Source organism: Pseudomonas sp. N40(2020) (assembly GCF_014472415.1).
Lineage (GTDB): Bacteria > Pseudomonadota > Gammaproteobacteria > Pseudomonadales > Pseudomonadaceae > Aquipseudomonas.
Map to the genome: position 1 here is coordinate 1 of NZ_JACSZV010000036.1, position 15789 is coordinate 15789.

9 protein-coding genes and 1 pseudogene are annotated in these 15789 nt (G+C 60.8%); 6 read left to right on the top strand and 4 right to left on the bottom strand.

Going from position 1 to position 15789, the window contains the following annotated elements; translation table 11 throughout:
* Positions 1-55 precede the first annotated feature (55 nt).
* The 3 genes from IAI51_RS20965 to IAI51_RS20975 are packed head-to-tail and all read left to right on the top strand — an operon-like array spanning position 56 to position 3620.
* A complete protein-coding gene (locus IAI51_RS20965; protein ID WP_187680186.1) occupies positions 56-1957 on the top strand; it encodes an ATP-binding protein in 1902 nt (633 codons plus the stop codon).
* Positions 1954-3282, top strand: coding sequence for a sigma-54-dependent transcriptional regulator (locus IAI51_RS20970; RefSeq protein WP_187680187.1), 1329 nt, complete (start codon positions 1954-1956; stop codon positions 3280-3282). The genes IAI51_RS20965 and IAI51_RS20970 overlap by 4 nt, the downstream gene beginning before the upstream one ends.
* Positions 3282-3620 (top strand): GlpM family protein, encoded by a 339-nt coding sequence (locus tag IAI51_RS20975; protein WP_187680188.1) that lies wholly within the window; start codon positions 3282-3284, stop codon positions 3618-3620. The genes IAI51_RS20970 and IAI51_RS20975 overlap by 1 nt, the downstream gene beginning before the upstream one ends.
* A 90-nt stretch (positions 3621-3710) precedes the next feature.
* Here the strand turns inward: IAI51_RS20975 and IAI51_RS20980 are convergent, their stop codons facing one another.
* Positions 3711-4745, bottom strand: a complete 1035-nt coding sequence (locus IAI51_RS20980; RefSeq protein ID WP_187680189.1) for an alpha/beta fold hydrolase — start codon at positions 4743-4745, stop codon at positions 3711-3713.
* A gap of 207 nt (positions 4746-4952) precedes the next feature.
* Here IAI51_RS20980 and IAI51_RS20985 point away from each other — a divergent pair, with 207 nt between their 5' ends.
* A complete protein-coding gene (locus IAI51_RS20985; RefSeq protein ID WP_262410372.1) occupies positions 4953-10523 on the top strand; it encodes a hypothetical protein in 5571 nt (1856 codons plus the stop codon).
* Positions 10524-10589: 66 nt separating this feature from the next.
* On the opposite strand, the gene metE is transcribed toward IAI51_RS20985, so the two are convergent.
* Positions 10590-12902, bottom strand: coding sequence for a 5-methyltetrahydropteroyltriglutamate--homocysteine S-methyltransferase (gene metE, locus IAI51_RS20990; protein ID WP_187680191.1), 2313 nt, complete (start codon positions 12900-12902; stop codon positions 10590-10592).
* 112 nt (positions 12903-13014) lie between these two features.
* Between metE and metR the strand changes: the two genes are divergently transcribed.
* Both metR and IAI51_RS21000 read left to right on the top strand, forming a co-directional pair.
* A complete protein-coding gene (metR, locus tag IAI51_RS20995) occupies positions 13015-13932 on the top strand; it encodes a transcriptional regulator MetR (RefSeq protein ID WP_187680192.1) in 918 nt (305 codons plus the stop codon).
* A 399-nt stretch (positions 13933-14331) separates the two neighbouring features.
* Positions 14332-14553 (top strand): annotated as a pseudogene (locus IAI51_RS21000) (DUF6124 family protein); the annotation flags it as partial.
* A gap of 96 nt (positions 14554-14649) precedes the next feature.
* Here the strand turns inward: IAI51_RS21000 and IAI51_RS21005 are convergent.
* Together IAI51_RS21005 and IAI51_RS21010 are read right to left on the bottom strand one after the other, a co-directional pair.
* Positions 14650-15147 carry a GNAT family N-acetyltransferase gene (locus IAI51_RS21005; RefSeq protein ID WP_187680228.1) on the bottom strand — a complete coding sequence of 166 codons (498 nt, stop codon included), beginning with the start codon at positions 15145-15147 and terminating at the stop codon, positions 14650-14652.
* A 1-nt stretch (position 15148) separates the two neighbouring features.
* Positions 15149-15787 carry a LysE family translocator gene (locus IAI51_RS21010; RefSeq protein WP_187680194.1) on the bottom strand — a complete coding sequence of 213 codons (639 nt, stop codon included), beginning with the start codon at positions 15785-15787 and terminating at the stop codon, positions 15149-15151.
* Positions 15788-15789: the final 2 nt, after the last annotated feature.

Consider the following 15789-nt stretch of genomic DNA (forward strand, 5'->3'; position numbering starts at 1 on the left):
GCTCCTACAAGGGATGTCCATGGCTTGTTGTTGTGGTTGACCCAAGGCAACTGTGATGAAATGCGACCCCACTCTCTATCGCGCAGCGCCGCCATCACTTGCCGTGAAACCCCGTCTGATTCGTCATCTGTTCCTGCCGCCGCTGGTCATCGCCCTGATGATCGGCCTGGGCTTTATCGGCTTCTGGACCAGTGAGCATTTTGGTATTCGCAGCCTCGGCGAGAACGGCCAGCGCCAACTGGAACTGCACGCCCGTGCGGTCGAGAGCGAGATCAGCAAATACACCTACCTGCCCAGCCTGCTGGAACTGGAAACCAGTGTCCCGCAATTGCTGGCCGACCCGACCCCGGAACACCGGCAAACGGTCAATGCTTACCTTGAAGGCCTGAACCGGCGCAGCCGCAGTCGGGCCATCTACGTGATGGACACCACCGGCCGCGTCATGGCCACCAGCAACTGGCGCGATGTCGACAGTTACCTGGGTGAAGACCTGTCCTTCCGCGCCTACTTTCAGAAAGCCATACGGGGCGAACCCGGCCGCTTCTACGGGATCGGCAGCACCAACGGCGAACCCGGTTACTACCTGGCCCACGGCCTTGAAGAACACGGCAAGATCGTCGGCGTCGCCGTGGTCAAGGTGCGTCTGGAAGCCATGGAAGAACGCTGGCAACGTGCGCGCCTCGAAGCGTTTGTCAGTGACGAAAACGGCATCATCATTCTCTCCAGCGATCCGGCGCGGCGTTTGAAGTCGGTGGTTCCGCTGAGCGACGAGACCAAGGAAAAACTCGCCCGCAGTCTGCAGTACTACTGGTTCCCGCTTAATGAACTGCAACCGCTGGCAAGGGAGACATTGTCCGAAGGTGTGGAGAAACTCACCTTCCCGGCCAACAGCGAAGTCGATTCCGATGAAGACGACATCAGCTATCTGGCGCAGACCCGTCCCTTGAGCGACACACCGTGGAATTTCACCCTGCTCACGTCATTGCAGGATTTGCGGCGCGAAGCAATCAATCAGGGCATCCTGGTGGCCGTGGCGTTTGCTCTGGTGGCCTTCCTGCTGATCGCCTGGAACGAGCGACGCAAGGTCATCGCCACGCGCCTCGCCGCCCGCGAAGCCTTGCAGGAAGCCAACAATCAACTGGAGCGTCGGATTACCGAACGCACCGCCGACCTGCGCGCCAGCAACGATCGATTGAAGAGCCAGATCCGCGAGCGGCGTCAGGCCGAAGAGACGTTGCGCCGCGCCCAGGATGAACTGGTCCAGGCTGGCAAACTCGCCGCCATAGGCCAGATGTCCACGAGCATCGCCCACGAACTGAACCAGCCACTGGCAGCCATGCGCACGCTGTCGGGCAATACCGTGCGCTTTCTGGAGCGCGGTCAGCTGGATGTTGCCAGCACCAATCTCAAGACCATCAATGACCTGATCGACCGCATGGGCCGGATCACCGCCAGCCTGCGTTCGTTTGCCCGGCGCGGTGACAACCACGGCCAGGCCAGCCTCGGCAAAGCCGTCGATGCCGCGCTGCAATTGCTCGGCGCACGCCTGGAGAGTTCGGCGCTGCAACTGCACCGGCAATTCATGGATGTGCAATTGCATATCGACCAGACCCGCCTCGAACAGATTCTGGTCAACCTGATCGGCAACGCGCTCGACGCCATGCAGGCGCAACCGCTGCCGGAGCTGTGGCTGGAAGGTGAAGAGTTCAACGGCAAATATCGCCTGCGGGTGCGCGACAACGGCCACGGCATCGACGTTGAAGCACGCAAGCATCTGTTCGAACCGTTCTTCACCACCAAACCCGGTGAGCAAGGCCTGGGCCTGGGCCTGACCCTTTCCGCCAGCCTCGCCGCCGCCACGGGCGGGCATCTGGGTGTCGAACACCCGGCCAGCGGTGGCACCACCTTCGTCCTCAGTTTACCGTTGGTAAGCCCTACTCCTGCCGAGCCAATATGAACCACGACCTTAGTGTGCTGATCGTCGAAGACGACCCCCATGTATTGCTCGGCTGCCAGCAAGCGCTGACGCTGGAAGACATTCCCTGCGTCGGCGTCGGCAGTGCCGAAGAAGCGCTGGAACGTGTCGGCGACAACTTTGCCGGGATCGTCATCAGCGACATTCGCTTGCCGGGCATCGATGGCCTGGAACTGCTGACCCGGCTCAAGCAACGCGACCGCAGTTTGCCGGTGGTGCTGATCACTGGCCACGGCGACATCTCCATGGCGGTCGGCGCGATGCAAAAAGGCGCCTACGACTTCATGGAGAAACCGTTCTCCCCCGAGCGTCTGGTGGATGTCGCGCGGCGTGCGCTGGAGCAACGCAGCCTCGCCCGCGAGGTTTCATCGCTGCGCCGGCAACTGGCCGAGCGTGATTCTCTTGAAGGACGCATCATCGGTCGCTCGCCGGCCATGCAGAACCTGCGCGAACTGATCGCCAACGTCGCCGACACCTCGGCCAACGTGCTGATCGAAGGCGAGACCGGCACCGGCAAGGAACTGGTCGCCCGCTGCCTGCACGATTTCAGCCGCCGTCACAGCAAGCAGTTCGTCGCGCTGAACTGCGGCGGCCTGCCGGAGAATCTGTTCGAAAGCGAAATCTTCGGCCATGAAGCCAACGCTTTTACCGGCGCCGGCAAACGCCGGATCGGCAAGATCGAACACGCCGACGGCGGCACGCTGTTCCTCGATGAAGTGGAAAGCATGCCGCTGCCGTTGCAGATCAAACTGCTGCGCGTATTGCAGGAACGCACCCTTGAACGCCTCGGTTCGAACCAGAGTGTGGCGGTGGATTGCCGGGTGATTGCGGCGACGAAATCCGACCTCGACGAATCGAGCAAGGCTGGCGAGTTTCGCAGCGACTTGTACTACCGACTTAACGTGGTGACTCTGGAGTTGCCACCGCTGCGCGAACGCCGCGAAGACATCCTGCAACTGTTCGAACACTTCACTCAGCAATCAGCCCTGCGCTTCGACCGCGCGCTGCCGGAGCTGGACAATCAGACCCTGTCGAACCTGATGAGCCACGACTGGCCGGGCAACGTGCGTGAACTGCGCAACGTCGCCGAGCGTTTCGCCCTGGGTCTGCCGGCCTTCAAGAAATCCGGCGCCGGCAGCGCTGGCCAGGGCCTGGCGTTTGCCGAGGCGGTGGAAGCCTTCGAACGCAATTTGCTCAGCGATGCCCTGCAACGCAGCGGCGGCAACCTGACACAGGCGAGCCTGGAACTGGGCATGGCCAAGACCACGCTGTTCGACAAAGTGAAAAAATACGGGCTGAGTCACTGATGGATCTACTACTGAAAGCCGCACTCGGCGCCGCCGTGGTCGTGATTCTCGCGGCACTGGCCAAGACCAAGAACTATTACATCGCAGGCCTGGTGCCGCTGTTTCCGACCTTTGCCTTGATCGCGCATTACATCGTCGGCAAGGGACGTTCGATTGATGACCTGAAGACCACGATCGTGTTCGGGATGTGGTCGATCATTCCGTACTTTGTGTACCTGGCGACGTTGTATGTGATGATCGACCGGATGCGGCTGGAGGCTTCGCTCGCCGTGGCGGCGGTGGCTTGGTTGATGGCGGCGACGGTGTTGGTGAGTGTGTGGATTCGCCTGCACAGCTGAGATTGAGATCAAGAGCAACCCTCACCCCAGCCCTCACCCTAACCCTCTCCCTCAGGGAGAGGGTTAGGGGATCTTGGCTTTTCATTGTTGTTACAAGAGTTTGGCACCCACCACCGGCTCAATCTGCGCCCAATGCGAAGTGTCTTCACGGTGCGCCTGCAAATACGGCAATACCGCCGCCAGCAACGGTTCCTTGAACGCTTCCTGAAACCGGTGGGCCAGCCCCGGAATCAACTTCAACTGACTGCCGCGAATGTGCGCCGCCAAATGCACGCCATGCATCACCGGCAGCAACGGATCGGCCGTGCCGTGCACCACCAGCGTCGGCACGCGCAACTGGTTGAGCAGCGCCACCCGGCTCGGCTCGGCCAGAATCGCCATGATCTGGCGCTTGACGCCTTCCGGGTTGAACGCGCGATCGTAAGAAGCCGCCGCTTGATGCAGCAACGCCTGGCGATCATCGCTGACCGCCGGGCTGCCGAGCGCCGCCAGTAAATCCGCCTGCTGCTCCAGCGCCACCTCTCGGTTCGGTGCACCACGCCGTGCCAGCAATTGCACCAGCGCCGCGTTGGGTGCCGGCAAACCTTCGGCGCCGGAGCTGGTCATGATCAGCGTCAGGCTCTCGACCCGTTGCGGCGCCATGGCCGCCATGTGCTGGGCGATCATGCCGCCCATGCTCGCGCCCAGCACATGGAATTGCTCGACATGCAGCGCGTCCATAAGGCCCAGCGCATCGTCGGCCATGTCGGTCAGACTGTACGGCGCCGCCACCGGCAGACCGAGTTTGTAGCGCAACACTTCAAACGTCAGATTGGCCTCGACCGGTGCCTGACGCCAGGTCGACAAGCCGACATCGCGGTTGTCATAGCGAATCACTCGAAAACCCTGCTGACACAGCGCCACCACCACTTCATCCGGCCAGTGGATCAACTGCCCGCCCAGGCCCATCACCAGCAACAGCGCTGGGTCCGATGCCCGGCCAATACTTTGGTAGGCAAGGCTGACCTGCGCCAGATCGACCCGTTCGGTTGGCACATTCACGTCGCAACGCGACGCCGCAGACGCCGGCAAACCGAACAAAAGCACGGCCAAAACGGCCGCGATTGATAAAAACATCTTGTGCATGAAAAACACCGAAACGCAGAACCCCAGTAGAGCGCGAGTCTGATGAAGTTTGTACAAGCGCGCTGCCACAGTTCGATGACAGTTTGATGAAGAGTGCCGAGTGGTCGCCCTGCGATATGTATGTACCGCCATGGCGGCCGACGATTTCCTTTGAATGACGGGGACCAGAAGCGCATCCGCTGCTTCATTACACGAGCAATAGTTGCCATGCCCGACCGTTTCATTACCGCCCTCTCAGATCCCGGCCCCGCAGCGACACCGCCCTCCGGTCATTTACCCGCAAACCCCGACACCGGGCTGGCGCTGACGGCCTCGAGTCGTTGGCGCGACAGTAGCAAGGCGCTGCGTGAACTGTTCGCCGCAGTTCCGACCACGCGCGCGACACTCACTCGATTGCTCGAGCAGGAACTGGATCTTGGCGAGCCCGATATAGGCTTGCACTTTGCCGCCACCGATCAACACGCCGAAAGGTTCATCCCGACGGTGCAGGCCTGTGCCTTTGTCTTTCAGCATCCGCTGCCGCAACGCGCAATTGATCTGCAATGCCGCGTGACAGGCCTGCCCGCTACTCACGCGCTGTTCGCCCTCACGCCGCTGCAATTGCTTGAACGGCTCAAGTCCCTGAATCTGCTGGAGGCATTGGACAGAAGCTGGAATCAATACTGGGATGCACGCGCGCCCGGCACTCCGGTTTCACGCCGTGAACGAGCAAACCAGCTGTATCGCCAACATTTTGAGGCCACCGTCCAGACCGCCGTTGCCCAACGTCGCCTGAGCGCTGAAAGATTGCCTTCGTTAGTCGCACTGATGGACCCCAACACAAGCGATGCGACTGCCACCTGCGAACAGATTTCACTGCTGTTGAGCAACGGCAGCAAAGTCAAATTCCCCGCTGCCTGGGTCATCAGCTTCGGTCACCAGCAGCCGCCAGTGCACTGGCTGTACCTGCCGTTGCGGCCCGAAGCATTCAAAGGCTTTGCACAGCGCAGCGAACTTGAGGCATGGATGTCCGCTCAGTCGCTGATTCCCAAGGGTTTGCCGCAAACCGGCCTGAGATTCGAATACACCCCCAGAGACCTGCCATTGACCAGCGGCATGAGCGATCTGCTGACGCACTTTCGTCAGGCCCGCGTCGATGCGCTGCGCAGGGGAAGCGCCGGCAACAAGCCCGGATTCGCCGAACATGGCAGCAACGCCCTCGACTTCGCCGACCAGACAGACCGTCAACGCCAAACCGCCGCAGTATTCGGCGCACCGCCCATATTTGAAGCGGTCATTGCCGATGAAGATGAACAGTCGCTGTTCGGCAGTCTGTATGAGGACATTCCCTGGGCCATGCGCCGGGCCGCGCTGAACCGCCAGCGCGACGCGCTCGAAGCCCGGTTGGGAACGTCTGACGACAACGCGGCCCTGCAACCGGTCAAGGATTCGCAACACTCACTGGAAACCGCCGAGCAGTCAGCCGACACAGCCGCGACGGCCTTGTTGGGTCGCCAACGGCCCCTTGACCTGTTGACGTTCAATCGTGAGTTCACCGCCCTGCATCAGGCACACAAGGCCGGTCTGCTGGCTGAAGCTGATGTGCAACGGGCGCTTGAACAGATCAGCAGCCAAGAGCACGAACTGATCAAAGCCCTGCTCGACCCTCCGGACAATCCCGGTAGCGCGCGTGTTGCGGCCAGCCTGGTTCTCTCTTCCAGCGAGACCGACGCTGATGCATCCGCGACCGAGATACTCCACGGCCCGTTTGTGATGACGCACGCCGATGCCTTGTCCGACCCGACATCACCGCACAGTCTGTTGCTGTACTGGCCCGGCACCGGTGGAGGCTTGCAACGATTCGCCGATCGCAAGACGCTCGCAAGCCAGATGTTCAAGATTGCCGAAAAGGACGCCGCACTCACCCTGCAGTTGAAAAAAATCAGCGGCGACCCACTGCATTACGCCCTCGACCAACTGACCAGTGACTTCGAAACGCAGGCTGGCGTGATTCGTACACGCAACCCCGAGGCAACGGCAGCCACCGAGCGCAGCAGGCAGTTGCAGGCCCTGCGTGAACGTTTCAGGGCCGCTCTCCAGGTGCCCGTGCACGCAGCGCGAAGCCTGGCGTTTGCGCACCTGCTGGAGCAAAACCGCACCGTCACGTTGGCGGCGAATCTGCCGGGCTGGCTACGGCAAATGTCGACCAGCGAACGCAGCGACCTGAAGGCACAGATCCAGGCCTACATCGCCGCGATGCACCGCAGCCACCAACTGCTGACGCTGGCCTTGCCGCCGCGTGATGACTTCACTCGTCAGCGTTTGCACCAGCGCTTGCGTCAGGACTTTTCGGTTGAGGGGCCGTTCTCGGTACAAATCGATCTGCCCGACTCAGCCAGACTGCAAAAGCAATTGAGCGACGGCTCAACCATGACCACTCCGCAAAAACTGGTTGCGGTACCCAGCGCCACACGCAGTCAGTTTTCACTCGAGGACCTGGCGCAATCCAACATCGACAACACGCCGTCGATGCGCATGGAGTCGGAGTCCCTGCGCCTGCTGTTCATGAAAGTAGAGATCAGTGCCGACGACGAGCACGTTCGCAATGTCTTGAGCGAAGGCATCGACCATGAATATCTGCGCAAAATCCTGCCAGAGCTGGACTTGCCCATGGCTTACGAACAACGCATCCGTGAGGCTTTCATGGGGTCGCTCGGCGAATCCGCATTCGTGCGCGAACATCGCCGTGAATGCCTGCTCGAACCCTGGCGCCTGATGCTCAAGATGCAGGGCGAATGTGCACGCCTGCAACAGCAGATCACCGCCAGTGATCTGCAGGTTTTCGACATTGCCATTGATGCCGACACATCACATGCCTGGACCCGTGGCGCCAGGCGTATCGTGCTTTTGCCGGTATTCCTCGGAGCCGGCGGCAAGGACACCCCCAATCAGGGGCCCGTCACGCTGTCGGGCCTGACCTTTATCCAGGAACAGATCAGCGGGACAACATTGCTGTATGTCCCCGACAGCCCCGACGACCAGTTTCTGCGTCGGTACGACAGCCTTGAAGACGCGCGCAAGTCACTGTTCAAACTCTGCGAGCAAGACAAATGGATCCGCTTTCTGGCCGGTCGCGCCTTGCAAGGTGATGTGCGAGCCCATGAAATCCGCCTAGGTCAGGCCATTGAGAAAAAATACGACGCCATGATCGGCATCGGCATGCCCTGGCCCTCGACCACCTCATTGGCCGCCCACCTGCTGAACGCCCACATGGGCCGGCTGATCGAAGCCCATCGCGGCACATCGCGCTCCAACGACGCGTTGTACATGGAACGTTATGCCCTCAAGGGGCCAAGGGCCTTCAATTACCTGAAAATGACCCTGGGCCTGCTGCCCTTCATCGGCGCCGCGCTGGCCCTTTACGATGCCTGGACCAGCGCCAATCAGGCCGTGGCCGCATTTCTGCGCGGTGACGTGGGGGATGGGCTGGCGGAAGTCGAATCGGTGTTGTTGGCGCTGATCGACGCGGCCATGGATCTGCTGCCCGGTGAGATGGCCTTTTCGGCGATTTCACGAACGGCGCGCGCGCTGACCCGTGCCCGCCAACTGCTCCGGTTGGGGCTAGGTGCCGGCGCCCTGCATGCGCCCTCGACACGAAAGGCTCGGCATCTGGCTGCGCGCTTCGCCGGCTACGAATACGAAAAGCCGATATCGCTGTCCGGACTGGAGCCGGACACCGACGGTCTCTACCGCGGTATCTACCGGCATGCCGACGGCGATTTCATCCTGCGCCAGGGACGGGTCTATGAAGTTCAACGCAGTACCAACGCCGACAACTGGCGTTTACGCGGCACGAGCACAAAAACCTATAAACAACCGATCGCCCTGGATGAAACCGGCCATTGGGATACCTGGTTCGGCGTGCATGGAACGGCTGTTGAAGGCGGAGTGCTGGGCGGCGGCAATGTGGCCGGGCACCTGGCTGATGCGGCTGACTCATTCTGGCCGCAAGCCATTCGACAACGACTGCCACGCTGGTGGGTTGATCGTGCGTTCCGTCGTCAGCTTCAATTGACAGAAGCCGCCGATCGCCTGGCGGATCAACTCCAGGCCGGTGGCGTGGCGAACGAGGCCGCGATCCACCGGTACGGCGCAGCCTCAGAGGCGCAACGGCCAGCCTTGATGCCGGCTTCCGAGGCCGCTTGTGTCGCCGATATCAAACTGGCTACCCGTCAGTACGAAACACTGGATGAGCTGATGCCCTTGACCAGGGGCAATAAAAAACGGGTTCTGCTCGAAATACAAAGCAAATGTGCTGCGTTGTTGACCGACCGGTACTGGCGCCGCGCTTTCCACCTCTCGCAAAACACCCTCAAGGTGACCAGAAAGATCGACGACCTGATGGAGGCGCTGGACAATCTGCCACCCGACACGTTTGCACAACGGCTGAAAACCCTTGAAGAACTCCGCACATTGCGTATCGAGTACCTGCGCCAACTCCATCAAATGGAGCAGCGCAAGGTCGATGCCAATTACTGGTATGAACGCATCCGCGTGAAAGCGCACAAAGACCACCAGACAAAACTGATCGACGATATAAACACCAAGCACAGCGAAGCCAACTTGCTGTATCTGAAGACCAGCCAACGCCTGGAAATCGTCAAGCGCCATGGCCGAACCGACGACGTGTCCTGGTTCTACCTGATGGGACAGGCCGGGACACTTCGCGCCGATGTCGATCGGGCGCTGTACACGCAATACAACCTGCTGAACTTCGAGACGACGCCTGTCCAGCGCAGTCAGATTCTTCAGAACTGCCTCGACCTGTACACCCGGTTTCGTCGCGAGATGACGATCTGGACCGCCACCTACCCGCAGCACTTCCACATGGAGGAAGTACCGGCGCTTTTGAGCGGGATCGAATGGCTCGGCGAACGGGCCCGAAAAGGCATCATCGAAGAGCCAATGCCATTGCCGGCGGGGCAGCCTGCACCGAGAGTGTTCACCACCGCAGACAACCAGATAGTGCACGGCGTCGAGCGCTGGGAACCGACAACGCAAAAGAAACAATACGTGTCGACCGGCCGCGGGGGCTACGAGGAAGTCTGGGAGCAAGGCAGCGATGGCAGCTATCGTCTGTTGAACCCGCGCAACGTTGAACCGCCCGCACCGCCGGCCATGAGCCTTGACACGTTAGTGGCCGATGCACAGCGACGCCTGGACGCACAGACGAGCTACCAGAACAGGGTCGAGTCCTATGCCGAGCAAGACATGCTGCCGGTTGACCTGGAACACATGATGGTCAGCGAAGCAGCCGAGCTCAATCGCCGCGCCTCCCGCATCGAGGCCCAGGCGCCGCAAAGCCCGCTCGTCCAACAACTGCGCGACAAGGCCAGCGAACTGACGCTCACCGGCCGGACCCTGCGTACTCGCCAATCGCTGACCAGTCAAAAACCTACCGACGGCATGCTTGAAGACCTTATTGAGCAAAATGCCGTAGAGATCCGCAAAACCAGCCCGCTGAAAAATCTCGGCAAACGCCACGGCCGTAACGATTATCTGCAGGAGTATGAAATCTGGGATATGACGTTGTCGCCGGCAGAGCTGCTGTGGTACGCCCACTTTCACTATCGCAGCGCGACAAGGGCGTTCAGGAGTTTCGAAAAAGCCCATTTGAAACTGCCCGACCACCGCTTCCTGACGCATGCGGACGACGCCACCCTGCCCTACGCCGACATTGGCGCACAGTCGGCCGTACTCGTGCGTTTTGAGGCAATCCAGGTGAAGGATCCGGTCTAAATCGCTGCGCTCATCAACAACGAAAAAGCCAGCCTCACTCACGAGGCTGGCTTTTTTTGCGAGCGGCTAGGCCAACAGACTGCGCAACTGCCGCGCCGCCGCCACCATGTTCACCAACGCCGCTTCCGTCTCCGGCCATGTCCGCGTCTTCAAGCCGCAATCGGGGTTGACCCAAAGCCGTTCGGCGGGAATCCGCTGCACAGCCTTCTTCATCAACTTGACCATCTCGGCGGTATCCGGCACCCGTGGCGAGTGAATGTCGTAAACGCCCGGGCCAATGTCGTTGGGGTAGTCGAACGCTTCGAAGGCTTCGAGCAATTCCATGTCCGACCGCGAGGTTTCGATGGTAATCACGTCGGCGTCCATGTCGGCAATCGCCTTGATCACGTCGTTGAATTCGCTGTAGCACATGTGGGTGTGGATCTGGGTTTCATCCTTCACGCCCGACGCCGTCAGACGGAAGGCCTCAACGGCCCAATCCAGATACGCCTGCCATTGTGCGCGGCGCAGCGGCAGGCCTTCGCGGAATGCGGCTTCGTCGATCTGGACGATCTTGATCCCGGCGTTTTCCAGATCCACCACTTCGTCACGCAGGGCCAGCGCCAATTGCTGCGCCTGGACCTTGCGCGACACATCTTCACGGGGGAACGACCACATCAGCATGGTCACCGGGCCGGTCAGCATGCCTTTCATGACCTTGTCGGTCAGGCCTTGAGCGTAGGTGATCCAGTCGACGGTCATGGCATTCGGGCGACTGAGGTCGCCATAAATCACGGCCGGTTTCACACAGCGCGAACCGTAGCTCTGCACCCAGCCGAAACGGGTGAACAGGTAGCCGTCGAGCTGCTCGGCGAAGTACTCGACCATGTCGTTGCGCTCGGCCTCACCGTGTACCAGCACATCCAGCCCCAGGCGTTCCTGAATCTTCACGGCGTGGCGGATTTCGCTGCGCATGGCGTCGTGGTAATCGTTGGCCGACAGCTTGCCCTGCTTGAACGCCTGCCGCGCCAGACGGATTGAGCCGGTCTGTGGAAAAGAACCGATGGTCGTGGTCGGGAATGTCGGCAATTGCAGGCGCGCCTGTTGCCGGGTAATGCGTTTGGCAAACGGCGAATGACGCTGACTGTCGTTGGCATTGATCGCCTTGATCCGCGCCTGCACCTGGGCTTTGTGGATGCGTGGCGACTGCGCACGGCTGGCCTGAATCGCTCGGTTCTCGGCCAATGCGCTCTGCACTTTGGGCGCCTGTGGATCGTTCAAGGCATCGCGCAACACGGAGATTTCGCTGCACTTCTGCACGGCAAACGCCAACCAACTCTTGAGCTCCGGATCGAGCTTGTCTTCACGCTCGACATCCACCGGGCTGTGCAGCAACGAACAGGAACTGCTGACCCACAGGTTGTCGCCGAAACGCTCCTGCGCCGGCTGCAATTGCGCCAGCGCCTGCTCCAGTTCGCAGCGCCAGACGTTGCGCCCGTTGACCAGGCCCACCGAAAGAATCTTGTAAGTCGGCAGGCGATCCAGCACCTGGCCAAGTTGCTCCGGCGCCCGCACCGCGTCGATGTGCAGACCTTGCACCGGCAGGCCTACGGCCAGGCCGAGGTTGTCTTCAAGGCCACTGAAGTACGTCGCCACGAGTTTCTTCAGCGGCGAGTACTGGAGGATGTGATAAGCGCGTTCGAAGGCGCTTTTCCACGCTTGCGGCAGGTCGAGGGTGAGGATCGGCTCGTCGATCTGCACCCACTCCACGCCTTGCTCGGCGAGGCGCACGAGAATCTGGTTGTAGATCGGCAGCAGACGCTCAAGCAAGTCGAGCTTGTCGAAGTCGTTGCCTTTCGCCTTGCCCAGCCACAGGTAAGTCAGCGGACCGATGATCACCGGTTTGACGTTATGGCCCAGTGCCTTGGCTTCTTCGACTTCATCGAACAACTGCTCCCAGCTCAGCTTGAACTGTTGATCAGCGCTGAATTCCGGGACGAGGTAGTGGTAGTTGGTGTCGAACCACTTGGTCAGCTCTTGTGCATATTGAGTCTTGCCGTGGTCATCAGCGCAGCAACCAGCCGTGGCGCCGCGAGCCATGGCGAACAGCGTGTCGAGGGTCGGCTGGCCACGCTCGTCGCGTACGCCGTCAAAACGCTCAGGGATCACGCCGAAAGTCAGCGAGTGAGTCAACACCTGGTCGTACCAGGCGAAGTCGCCGACCGGCAACAAGTCGATACCGGCAGCTTTCTGCAACTGCCAGTGAGTGGCGCGCAGATCACGGCCAACCTGGTTCAGCGCGGCCTGATCGAGATCGCCTTTCCAGTAGGCTTCGAGGGCTTTTTTCAGTTCGCGGTCGGCGCCGATGCGCGGGAAACCAAGGGTGTGGGCCACGGCCATGTCGAATGTGCTCCATTGCGTAAAAGATGGCGCCATTGTCGACAGTCAAGCCAACATGAGACAAACTCAACCTTTTCGTGTTGATCACAAGTTTTCCTCATGGAGCCAGCCGGTGCTTGAAATCCGTCACCTGAAAACCCTGCACGCACTGCGCGAAGCCGACAGCCTGGTCGATGCCGCCGACCGCTTGCACCTGACCCAATCGGCGCTGTCCCACCAGTTCAAGGAGCTTGAAGAACGGCTGGGAATGCCGTTGTTCGTGCGCAAGACCAAACCGGTGCGCTTCACCAGCGCCGGCCTGCGCCTGTTGCAACTGGCCGACGCCACCCTGCCGCTGCTGCGCGGCGCCGAGCGCGACATCGCTCGACTGGCCGGCGGCACTGCCGGACGCCTGCACATGGCGATCGAATGCCACAGCTGCTTTCAGTGGCTGATGCCGACCATCGACCAGTTCCGCGATGCGTGGCCGGAAGTCGAACTCGACCTCGCGTCGGGCTTCTCCTTCGCCCCGCTGCCGGCCCTGGCCCGAGGTGATCTGGATTTGGTGGTGACCTCTGATCCGCTGGAAATCGCCGGCATCACCTATGTGCCGCTGTTCACCTACGAAGCCATGCTCGCGGTGGCCAATCAGCACCCGCTGGCGAGCAAACCCTACATCGTCCCCGAAGACTTGTTGACAGAAACCCTGATCACTTACCCGGTGGAACGCGACCGATTGGACATCTTCACCCGCTTCCTTGAACCGGCCGACATCGAACCGGCGCTGGTGCGCACTTCGGAGCTGACGGTAATGATGATGCAACTGGTCGCCAGCGGCCGAGGCGTTTGCGGTATGCCGCATTGGGCGCTGCATGAGTACAGCTCGCGCGGCTATGTAAAGGGCAAGCGACTGGGCGAGAAAGGTCTGTTCGCCACGCTGTACGCCGGGATACGCGCCGACATGCTCGATGCGCCGTACATGCGCGACTTTCTGCTGACGGCCAAGGACACTTCGTTTTCGACGCTGGATGGTGTTAGCGCGGTGCGCTGAAACTCCAAAATCAAAAAATCTTAAACGGCTGCTGTTTAAACGACATGTCCAGACATGGACTCAGGCTACGCAACCTTGCGTCACTGCCTACAGCTACGCCAGAATCCGCCGGCTTGTGCGCCTTGGGCCGGGTCTCTATCGTTTGTCGGTCGCTGACACATTCAGCGATCGGGTTTAGCGATCCGGCCGCACCAGTGCCCCAATCTCGATGCCAGACGGTCTTCGTCAGCATCCTGCGTATGGTGGCTGTGCGTGGGAGACCTTAGGGTCTACCCGGGGTTTCTGTAACCCGGATCGCTAACCTGCGTACAGCCGCCACCTTTACTTGTTTAGCGATGAGTCGTGGCGGCTTAGCCTTTACGGAGATTCACCATGTTCAAGGTAACGCCCAACCCGCCTCGCCTCCCCAGCACCCTGTTCCACGTCATTGCCGAAGCCGATAACGAAACCCTCCTCGCCCACGCCTGTGAATCCCTTGCCTCGGCGAGTGTGATGCTCAGTGATTTCGCCGGCCTGCTCGACACGCCGCATCGCAACACCTTGCTCGGCATTCAGCAGGTGGTGATGCTCGGCGAACTGACCGTCAACCGCGCGCTGGATAACCTCGATCCCCCAGCCTGAAACACAAATCCCCTGTGGGAGCGAGCCTGCTCGCGATAGCGATCTTTCACCGCTATCGCGAGCAGGCTCGCTCCTACAGGGTGAAACAATGGTGGGTCAGAGTTCACGCCACATGTGGATCTTGTCGAGGTAGTCTTCGCCGACTCGCACCGCCAGCGGTTCCAGACCGAACTGGATAAATCCGCAGCGCTGGTACAGCTTGAAGGCCGCATCGTTGCCGGCGGTGACGGTGAGCTGGATGAGTTTCAGCCCGGGGTGGTTTTGTGCCTCGGTCAGCGCGGCTTGCACCAGTTCGAAACCGAGACCGTGTTGGCGATAATCCGCCGAGACGTACATGCCGAACAGGGTTGTCTTGTGCCGGGCCTTTTCGCGCGGTTCGAACGCCAGCCCGACAATGCCGGCCAACACCCCCGCTTCGAATGCACCCAGCACCACATCAAGCTTGCTGGTCAGCCGCGCTTCCCACCAGCTCAACGGCATCGCCGCGCGTTCGCGCACACTGGAGGTGAACGCCTGTGGATGGCGGTCGTAGGCTTCAAGCATCAGTTCGCGATAGGCCAGGGCATGGCTGGCATCCAGCCGCTCGATCCACATCTCAAGCGGCTCGCCGTTGTTCAAGCATCAACCGCACGGCCAGCCCGCCGAGCACCATCCCCATGAAGTAACGCTGCATCGCCAGCCACGTCGGGTTACGCACGAACCACGAAGCGATGCCGGCAGCGAACAGTGCGATCAGCAAGTTGACGCAGAAACTGACGCTGATCTGGGTCAGGCCGAGGATGATGCTCTGGGTGAACACCGAGCCGTGTTCAGGGGTGATGAATTGCGGAAACACCGAGAGGTAGAACACGGCGATTTTCGGATTCAGGGCGCTGGTGAGAAAGCCCATGGTGATCAGTTTGCGTGACGAATCCGCCGGCAACTGCTGAGCTTCGAACGGCGAACGCGCACCGGGTTTCACCGCTTGCCAGGCCAGCCACAGCAGGTACAGCGCACCGGCCCACTTCAACACTTCATAGGCCATTGGCACCGCAAGAAACACTGCCGTCAAACCGGCGGCGGCGGCAAACAGATGCACAAAGAACCCGGCCACCACGCCGAGCAACGATGTCACGCCAGCCTTGCGTCCCTGACAGATCGAACGCGAGATCAGGTAGATCATGTTCGGCCCCGGCGTCAGCACCATCAGCAACGCGGCGGCGGCGAAGATCAGCAGGTCTTGAAGCGGGATCATGG